Source organism: Peribacillus sp. CSMR9 (assembly GCF_033141925.1).
Taxonomy (GTDB): Bacteria; Bacillota; Bacilli; order Bacillales; family DSM-1321; genus Peribacillus; species Peribacillus simplex_A.
The window spans coordinates 1-985 of the sequence record NZ_JAOPHO010000205.1 but is presented as its reverse complement, the minus strand read 5'-3'; the positions used below and the strand labels follow the sequence as shown (position 1 = coordinate 985).

General features: G+C 32.1%; 1 protein-coding gene. It reads right to left on the bottom strand.

Annotated elements, in window-relative coordinates; genetic code table 11:
- Positions 1–520: 520 nt before the first annotated feature.
- Positions 521–985 (bottom strand): response regulator (locus tag N9I19_RS24915; protein WP_317779358.1); only part of this gene is annotated, 465 nt, incomplete at its 5' end.

Below are 985 nucleotides of genomic sequence, written 5' to 3'. Positions count from 1 at the left end.
TACGAATTCCAAAAAAAAATCTGAAGGGCTTATATTTAAATTTCGAACTGCTTTTTATTACAAAAATCAGAAAAAAATTATAAAATATATTAGGAGTTCGTGTTATGCAGTAGGCACCTTTAATTCGATAATGAATAATAAGTAAGTATCTACATGGTACAAAGTGCGACAGATTTAGGGTAGTGCCATCTTTTATGACCCTAAAAAGCAAAAGGGGCTATAAAATATAGCCCCTTTTGCTTTTTAGGGCTATATTTTATAGCCCCTACAGTATTAGACTGACCCCTTTTTCTGATAAGTTACTGTTGAAAAAGGGGTTTGTTTATTTTTAATCAGCATATATAGATAATTATTTTAGAGAAGGGCGCAAATTATTGTTTCTAAACTATATATAAAAAATGGCTGTCATCAAAGATGACAGCCTTAGGGTTATATTTTAGAGCCCTTTTTATGTTAAATCCAAATAGAGTTGTTTACTTTTAACCCTAATCTGCCAATTGGGCTGATCAACATTAAGTAACTATACATCTAAACCTCCAGATTTCACTTTTTGAATAGCTTCTTTCATGCTTGAAACAGACAGTTTTTTCAGTATATTTTTGATTTGATTCTTAACGGTATTATCGCTTTTAATTAATTTTTTTTGTATCTCACTTCTCGAATATCCTTGCTCAATAAGGTCATATACCCCCCTTTCGGCAGTAGTTAAATCTTTAAGTTGTTCTTCACTTTTCAACCGAACATAATCTTTAATCAAAGCTTGAATCGGAGAGGGATCATAATAAGTTGAACGAATAATTTCAGGTATACGAGTAGCATCTTTTTTCAAAATATAATCTGTTGCTCCAGCCGTAAAGGCTTGTTGAATAACTTCCTCGTCCGACATAGAAGTTAACATAATGATTTTAGAAGACTTGCTGCGCTCTAACTCTAATGCTGTATATATGCCATCAAGATTAGCCCCTGACAAATTAATATCTACAAG